Origin of the sequence: Synechococcus sp. H60.3, assembly GCF_047462295.1 — a bacterium.
Lineage (GTDB): Bacteria > Cyanobacteriota > Cyanobacteriia > Thermostichales > Thermostichaceae > Thermostichus.
The window spans coordinates 1-6911 of record NZ_JANSIY010000032.1; the positions used below are offsets into that span (position 1 = coordinate 1).

6 protein-coding genes, 1 tRNA gene and 1 pseudogene are annotated in these 6911 nt (G+C 62.3%); 4 read left to right on the plus strand and 4 right to left on the minus strand.

Annotated elements, in window-relative coordinates:
- From NW841_RS05205 to NW841_RS05220, 4 genes and pseudogenes are all read right to left on the minus strand, one after another.
- Window positions 1-577: pseudogene (locus NW841_RS05205) on the minus strand (primosomal protein N'); the annotation flags it as partial.
- Entirely contained in the window at window positions 574-2091 is a 1518-nt protein-coding gene (locus NW841_RS05210; RefSeq protein WP_414385682.1) for a hypothetical protein, read from the minus strand. The pseudogene NW841_RS05205 and the gene NW841_RS05210, both read right to left, overlap by 4 nt.
- 437 nt (window positions 2092-2528) lie before the next feature.
- Window positions 2529-2852, minus strand: coding sequence for a zinc ribbon domain-containing protein (locus NW841_RS05215; protein ID WP_414365809.1), 324 nt, complete (start codon window positions 2850-2852; stop codon window positions 2529-2531).
- Between the two features lie 18 nt (window positions 2853-2870).
- Window positions 2871-2943, minus strand: a tRNA-Ala gene (locus NW841_RS05220).
- Window positions 2944-3195: 252 nt separating this feature from the next.
- On the opposite strand from NW841_RS05220, the gene sppA reads away from it, so the two are divergent.
- From sppA to pheA, 4 genes are all read left to right on the plus strand, one after another.
- Window positions 3196-4236, plus strand: a complete 1041-nt coding sequence (sppA, locus tag NW841_RS05225) for a signal peptide peptidase SppA (protein ID WP_414365810.1) — start codon at window positions 3196-3198, stop codon at window positions 4234-4236.
- Between the two features lie 41 nt (window positions 4237-4277).
- Window positions 4278-5600 (plus strand): alanine racemase, encoded by a 1323-nt coding sequence (gene alr, locus NW841_RS05230; RefSeq protein ID WP_414385684.1) that lies wholly within the window; start codon window positions 4278-4280, stop codon window positions 5598-5600.
- Window positions 5601-5682: 82 nt separating this feature from the next.
- Window positions 5683-6048: a late competence development ComFB family protein gene (locus tag NW841_RS05235; RefSeq protein ID WP_414365812.1), complete on the plus strand. Its 366-nt coding sequence runs from the start codon at window positions 5683-5685 to the stop codon at window positions 6046-6048.
- 9 nt (window positions 6049-6057) lie between these two features.
- Window positions 6058-6911: prephenate dehydratase (gene pheA / locus NW841_RS05240; RefSeq protein WP_414385686.1), on the plus strand; the 854-nt coding region annotated here is incomplete at its 3' end.

Genomic DNA, 6911 nt, shown 5'->3' on the forward strand with positions numbered 1-6911 from the left:
CTAGGGTGGCTGCCTGTTGGGTTTTCACCCTGCCCCCCTGCTGCTCCTGCCAGAAGCTCTCCACCCAACCCCGCCGCTGCAGCTCCCGCAGAGCCACCTCGGCGCCAGGCACCTGCTGCTGGAGGTAACGCCAAGACAGCTCCCCCCCCTTCTCCTGGAGCAGCCGCAGCAGAGCCTGGGCAGCCGGCGAACATTCCCCGTGCGGGGATCCCACCAGGCGGATTCGCCGCTGGGAGCGGCTCAGCAAGCCCGGCGGCAAAACGGTGCGCACCACCTGGGCCAGGGGGGTGAGGTAGTAGTCGGCTACCCGCTGCAGCAGCGGCCAGAACTCCTTGGGCAGGATCCCTTTGGCCACCACCGCTTCAATCTCCCGCACCGACTGGGGATCCACTCCTGTCGGCAGCTCCGAGCGCCAACCCAGCGCCAGCGCCCCCGCCACCTGTGGACCAAAGGGAACGCTGAGGAGATCGCCCGCTTCTGGCTCCCATCCCTCTGGCACGCGATAGGTGAAGCAGCCCCCCAAGTGGGGATGATCCACCCACACCTCCAGCCAGCGGGGAGGAGCAGGATCCCTCACGGTCGAGGCAAAAACCGCGGCAGATCCACTGCCCGCTTATCGGGGCGAGCCGGCAAAGGCCGGGACTGTTCGCGTAAGCGGGACGGAGTCCATAGCCCAGACTTGGGCTTGGCGGCCTGGAGCGAGGCGAGAGACTCAGACCGTGTTGGCATGTCGGCAGTATTGGGATCCGCTGCACCAGCGCGAGGTGGGATGTCTAGTCCCTTGCGCTCCAAAGCCGTCTTCAGGCTGAGCAGGTGCATCTGCTGCTGCTCGTACTTCTCTCTCAGGGAGCGGTTTTCTTCGGAGAGGGCGGCGCGTTCCGCCTGCAAGGCCCTCACCTGCCCCTCCAAGGCCTCTGTTTGCTCCTGCAGATGGGTGACAGCGATCTGGGCAGAGCGCAATTGCGATTGCCAGGTGGGTTGGTCGGCAAGCTGGGCCAGAGCTGCTTGGAGCCGCTGCTCCAGATCACCAAGGCGCTGCTGGGCCTGGGCGTACTGTTCCTCCAGACGGCGGTGCTCCTGCTGCCAATGGGCAATTTCCGCCTGCGCTTGGGAGAGGGCAGCTTGCAGCGCTTCGACCTGGGCTTGCCACTGCTGTTGCTGCTCCCGGGAGTCGTGACGCCATTGCTCTTGCTGAGCTTGCAAAGCAGCCAGCTGCGCCTGGGCATCGGCCAGGGCCGCTTCCAATTCCTGACGTTGTTCCTGCCAGCGCTGCTCCGCTTCCGCCTCTGTCTCGGCATAGCCCGCCAGACGCGCCTCGAGATGTTCCCGCTGTTCTTGCCAGGCTGCCTGTTGGTCGTTGTACAGAGCCCGCAGGCTGTTCAGCTCCGCCTGGGTTTCGGCAATTTGGGTGCGGGCCAACGAAAGCTCTGCCTTGAAACGCTGTAACATCTCCACCCGTTTTTCCGCCAGGTCTTGCGCTTCCAGCAGAGAAGCCTGGAGCTCCTGCTGACGGTGTTCCCACTGACGGCGCTCCTGGGCATGGGCCAGCCGCAGCTGCTCGATCTGCTCCTGTAAGGCTTCGATGTCTTGGCGCTGCCGCTCGTTGAGGCGTTGCCGCGCCGCCAGCTGAACTTCCTGCTCCGAGAGCTGAACCTTTTGCTCTGCCAAAGTTTGTTGCAACTGGCGCAGGGCGTGTTCCCGCTCCTGCAGCGTCTTTTCTTGCTCAGCCACCTTCTGGCGTAGAACCCGGCATTCCGCTTCCAAAGCAGCGTCTGCAGGCGTTTGGGCTTTCAATTGCAAGAGCTCTATCTGCTGTTGCTGCTTGCGAGACTGCAGTTCCCTCTCGGCCAGTTGAGTGCGCAGCGCCTGCACTTCGGCTTGTAGCTTTTCCTGAAGGATAAGCCGTTCTTGCAGCTCTGCTTCGACTTTAAGCAGCCGTGACTCCAACTGCTGCCGCTGCCTCAGGGCCAACTGCCGCTCTGGATTGGGATCCGGTTCCGTTCGCGTCAGCGGGACGGAGTCCTTGGCCGACTGGCCAGCTTGAGCCTCGAGAAAGGTAGGATCCGAGTCACCTGAGGAGGAAGCACGCATAGGTTGAAGCGAAGATGAAGATGGGGAGGTACAGGATAAAGTTCCCTGCAGTATAGAGAAGTTTTCCGGTGGGTTCAAGCTGGGGAATGGATCTTGTAAGGTCTCTTTCCGATTCCTCTCCGCCCGCCCTGGGGTGACATCGAGGCTTGTTGGCCGCACCTCTCGTCTTGGGGGCTCCGCATCAGGGAGTTGAGCTGGCAGCGGAACATCTGTTTGGCCGTTTTTTCGCCGCGGAGCGTGCACGCGACGAGAAGACGTCTCCCTCCCCCCAGAGGCAAACCCCGGCCCGTGGTTGCCTTGAGAGCTTGCCACGATTGCCCCCTTTCTTCACCCACGACACCCCTACCGCTGCTGGAGATCCCTACAGACCGCCCCCACCAATAGTTTGCACCATTTTTTATTGGCACCATATAATTCGGCGGTGTTTGAACGCGTCTTTATCCAACGGCGGGGGCCCTTCGCCCAGGGATCGGCGTAGGTCTCCAAGGGATTGAGGCAGCGTCAGGCTGAATGGATCGACGCTTTGAGGTTCTGATACAGTCACGCTGAACACCGCTGTTCGCGACAGCGGGACGGAGTCCCCACAGGATGGCGACATCCCGCAACGCCCTGAGGAAGATCCCCAGAGCTCCATTCCAATCCCGCGGCAAGGTGTGTTTGCACACGGGACACCGGAACACCCGGCTGCCTTGCAGCCCAGAGTGGACAGAGCCGCACCTGGTGCAGGTCTGGCTGGTGTAGGCCTCGGAAACGTCCACCACCGTCTGCTATCAGACCAATGGAGCTTAGCGGACTCGAACCGCTGACCCCTTCAATGCCATTGAAGTGCTCTACCAACTGAGCTAAAGCCCCAGTCGCAGCTTTCTGGCAAGAGCGTGGGCAAGCGACTTATGCCTGCTCTAGGCTGCAATTTTAGCCTGTAGAAGCTGCTTTGGCGGTGAAGAGTACGGGAATCCATCCTAAATAGACAGGAGATCCTTGTCAAGAGTTGGGTTAGAGCGTTCAATGACGAAAGTAGGTAGAGCAGGGATCCACCTGGCTCCTGCCCTCTGCCGCAGGAGCTTGCCGGGTGATAGAACGGAGTCAGTAACGGTTGGAGGGCTTGTGACCCAGGGATCTCAGCTTGACCGCATTTTGGCCGCTTCCTTGCTGGTGGTCTGCCTGATTGCGGCTGTTATTGGCGGCACACGACCTGCCGCAGAGTCGGTTCGGGGTGGCGTCGGGCTAGAGGCCCCCCGAGGGGCAAATCGCATTGAGGTGGTCACCATCGAGGGAACGATCGGAGGCCCGCGGGGCTCGACTTTGGTGGGTTTGCCAACTTCTCCTTTGGATCAGCTGCGGGAAGCCATCGAGGATCGCGCCGTTAAGGCCGTGTTGCTGCGCATCAACAGTCCTGGGGGAGCCGTGGGATCCAGCCAGGAACTCTACCGCGCCGTCACGGCCCTGCGGGAGGCCGGTAAGCCGGTGATCGCCGTCATGGAGGACGTTGCCGCCAGCGGCGGCTACTACGTGGCCAGTGCTGCCGACAAGATCTACGCCAACCCAGGTACTCTGACCGGCAGCATAGGGGTAATCATTAGCGGCCTTAACTTTGGCAAGTTGCTCGAGAACTACGGCGTAGAGCCGCAGACCTTCAAAACCGGCGAGTACAAAGACATTCTTTCCCCTTTCCGCGCTGCTACCCCTCAGGAGCAACGTCTGCTGCAAGACTTGGTGGAGGATACCCTCGACCAGTTTGTTCGCGATGTGGCCCGTGGACGCCAGCGCTTGCCGGAAAACGAGGCAGAAAAGGTGCTGGATGCGGAGATGATCGCGCGGCGGCAAAGCTTGGATGAAGCGCGGGTGCGACAGTTGGCCGATGGGCGCATCTTCACCGGGGCGCAGGCTGTAGAGTTGGGCCTGGTGGATGCCCTGGGAGGATATACCGAAGCCGTGGAAGATCTGCGGCGGATGACGGGGGATCCCTCCTTGTCACCAGCAGGGGAGAGAGATCCGTTCCAACGCGCCCTGCAGCGGCTCTTGAGCCAAGGACTGCCTCCGCAAGGGCAAAATCTCTGGCTGGCCCGACTGTTGGGAAGCAACGAGGTGGCCGGGATCCCGGAAGTGCCGCTGCTGTGGATGGCGCCCGGCTGGACTTTGCGCTAAACCTGACAGTGATGAATAGGCTTGGTGTGAGGGGTGAAGCTGTGGATCAAGAATTGTCCACGCCGGACGACGCTTCTGCGCTGGCGGCGGCCGTGCATAGCCCTCTGGCCACGGCGTTTGCCCCGTGGACCCAGAGCGATGCCCTAGGCCAGGGATCCCAGGGGGCGGATCCCGTTGGCGAGACGGGGTTCTGGCCGGATTGCAACCCAGAGCGGGAGCTGCTGACCAGCCGGGCATGGGTGGAAATTGACGCGGCCCAATTGCGAGAAAATCTGCGTCTGTTGCAGACCCGCCTGGGCCCAAATGTGGAGATCTGGGCAGTGGTCAAGGCCAATGCCTATGGCCATGGAGCTCGCTTGCTGGCTCCCCTGCTGGTGGCTGCCGGCGCCAAGGGGCTGTGTGTGGCCACCCTGTCAGAAGGGATCGAGCTGCGCCAGGCCGGCCTCCAGGCTCCCATCCTGGTCTTGGGTGCTTTGAATACCTGGGCCGAGCTGCAGCAGGCCATGGCTGCACGGCTGGAGGTTAGCCTTACCCGGGCCGAGCAAATTCCCCTGCTGCGCCAGGTGGCCCGTTGGGCTGGGCGCCCTGTCCCCGTCCACCTCAACGTGGATACAGGCATGACGCGCTTGGGGATCCCTTGGCAGGAGGCTGCCGCCGTGTGGGGGCAGATCTGCCGGATCCCCGAGCTGGAAGGCTGTAGCCTATTTTCCCACTTCGCAACAGCAGATGAGCCCGATTCTCCGGTGATGGCCCAGCAAGAGGCCCGCTTTGCCCAGGTGGTGGAGCAGATCCGCCAGGCCGGGGATCCCTTGCCCCCCCTGCATCTGGATAACTCCGCCGGCGCCCTCACCCGTCTTCACTACTCCCGCGTGCGGCTGGGGTTGGCTCTCTATGGCTTGTCTCCTGCCCCGCACCTGCAGGTGGCGGGGTTGCGGCCGATCCTGCGCCTTAAAGCGCGGCTGACCCACATCCAAACCGTACCCGCCCACACCGGCGTCAGCTACGGGCATTGCTACATTACCTCTCGCCCCAGTCGTATTGCCACCCTAGCCATCGGCTATGCCGATGGGATCCCCCGGCGGCTTTCCGGCTGGCTGCGGGGGTGGGTGCGCGGCGGCCTCATCCAGCAGGTGGGCATGATCACGATGGATCAGTGCATGTGGGATGTAACCGAGAGGCCGGATATTCAGGTGGGCGATGTGGTGGAGCTGCTGGGCCCTCACGTAGAGAGGATGGGCTTATCCATCCAGGATTGGGCCGAACAGGTGGGCACCATTTCCTACGAACTGCTGTGTGGGCTTTCTGCCCGCCTGCCGAGGATACTCGTCAACGAAGGGGCCGCTAGCAGTAGCCCTGTTTGCTGAGCTGGGTACGCTAGAGGGTAGGAGATCCTGGCTGGAAGAGAGGCGGGGACAATTCGCCATCGGCAATGGAAAGGAGGCAGCCATGGAGGCACGCAAACCCCTAAGGAGGCTGGAAAATCAAATGGAGCGAGCCGTCCTCGAAGCCGTAAACGAGATGCTCCTGCTGGAAAGCCAGCAGCGCTACTGCTCCTGCGAAAGATTCTGTCACGATGCAGCCGCCCTGGCCCTCAACAACCTCCCACCTCGCTACGCCACCAGCTTTGAAGGCTCCATCTCCACTCTGGAAGCTATCCAAGCGGATCAAGAGCTGCAGAGGCAAATTCGCCTGGAGGTGGCGAAGGCGATGGACAGGGTGGCGGCCAATCCCCGCTGTCCAGAGCCTGACTGCCCGCTGCTACAGAGCGATGCTGAGACGGTAGAGTTAGAGCTAGCTCCCAGTGATACCTGACTTCGAGGAATGGCTGCAAGCGTCTCCCCTGTGCCCGTGGCCTTTCTAGGCCCTGCCGGAACCTATACGGAGTTGGCCGCTCTGCTGGCCTGTCCTGAGCAGCCCCACCTCCACAGCCAGGGATCCCATCCTCTGGAGCCCTATCCCACCATTGGCGCCTGCTTGTCAGCGGTGGCTACTGGCCAGCAAGAATGGGCGGTGGTGCCGGTGGAAAACTCCGTCGAGGGCGGGGTCTCCATGACCCTGGATGCCCTCTGGCAACTGGAGGGGCTGAGCATTCGCCAGGCGCTGATCCTGCCAATCCGTCATGCCCTCATCGGCTGTGCCTCCCGGCTGGAGCAGATTGAGCAGGTCTATTCCCATCCCCAAGCCTTGGCCCAATGTCAGGCGTGGCTGCGATCCCATCTGCCCCAGGCCACCTTGATCCCGACCCGCTCGACCACCGAAGAATTGGATCGGCTGCGAGCGCAGCCCAACGCTGCCGTCGTTGCCTCAGAGCGGGCCGCTGAGCTCTACCAACTGCCGGTCTTGGCCTGTCCCATCAACGACCACCCGGATAATTGCACCCGCTTTTGGGTGGTGGGCCGCCGTGGATCCTCACCGGGGGGATCCCATACTTCCTTGGCCTTCAGCCTGCCCCACAATGTGCCGGGGGCGCTGCTAAAGCCGCTGCAAGTCTTTGCGGAGCGGGGCCTCAATATGTCGCGCATCGAGTCGCGCCCCACCAAAAAATCGGCGGGTACCTATGTCTTTTTTGTCGATCTGGAGAACCCGGTTGGCCAGCCCTACCTGGATGCAGAGGTGATCGCTGCCCTGGAAGGGATCGCAGAAACCCTGAAGCTTTTCGGCAGCTACCCCGTCCA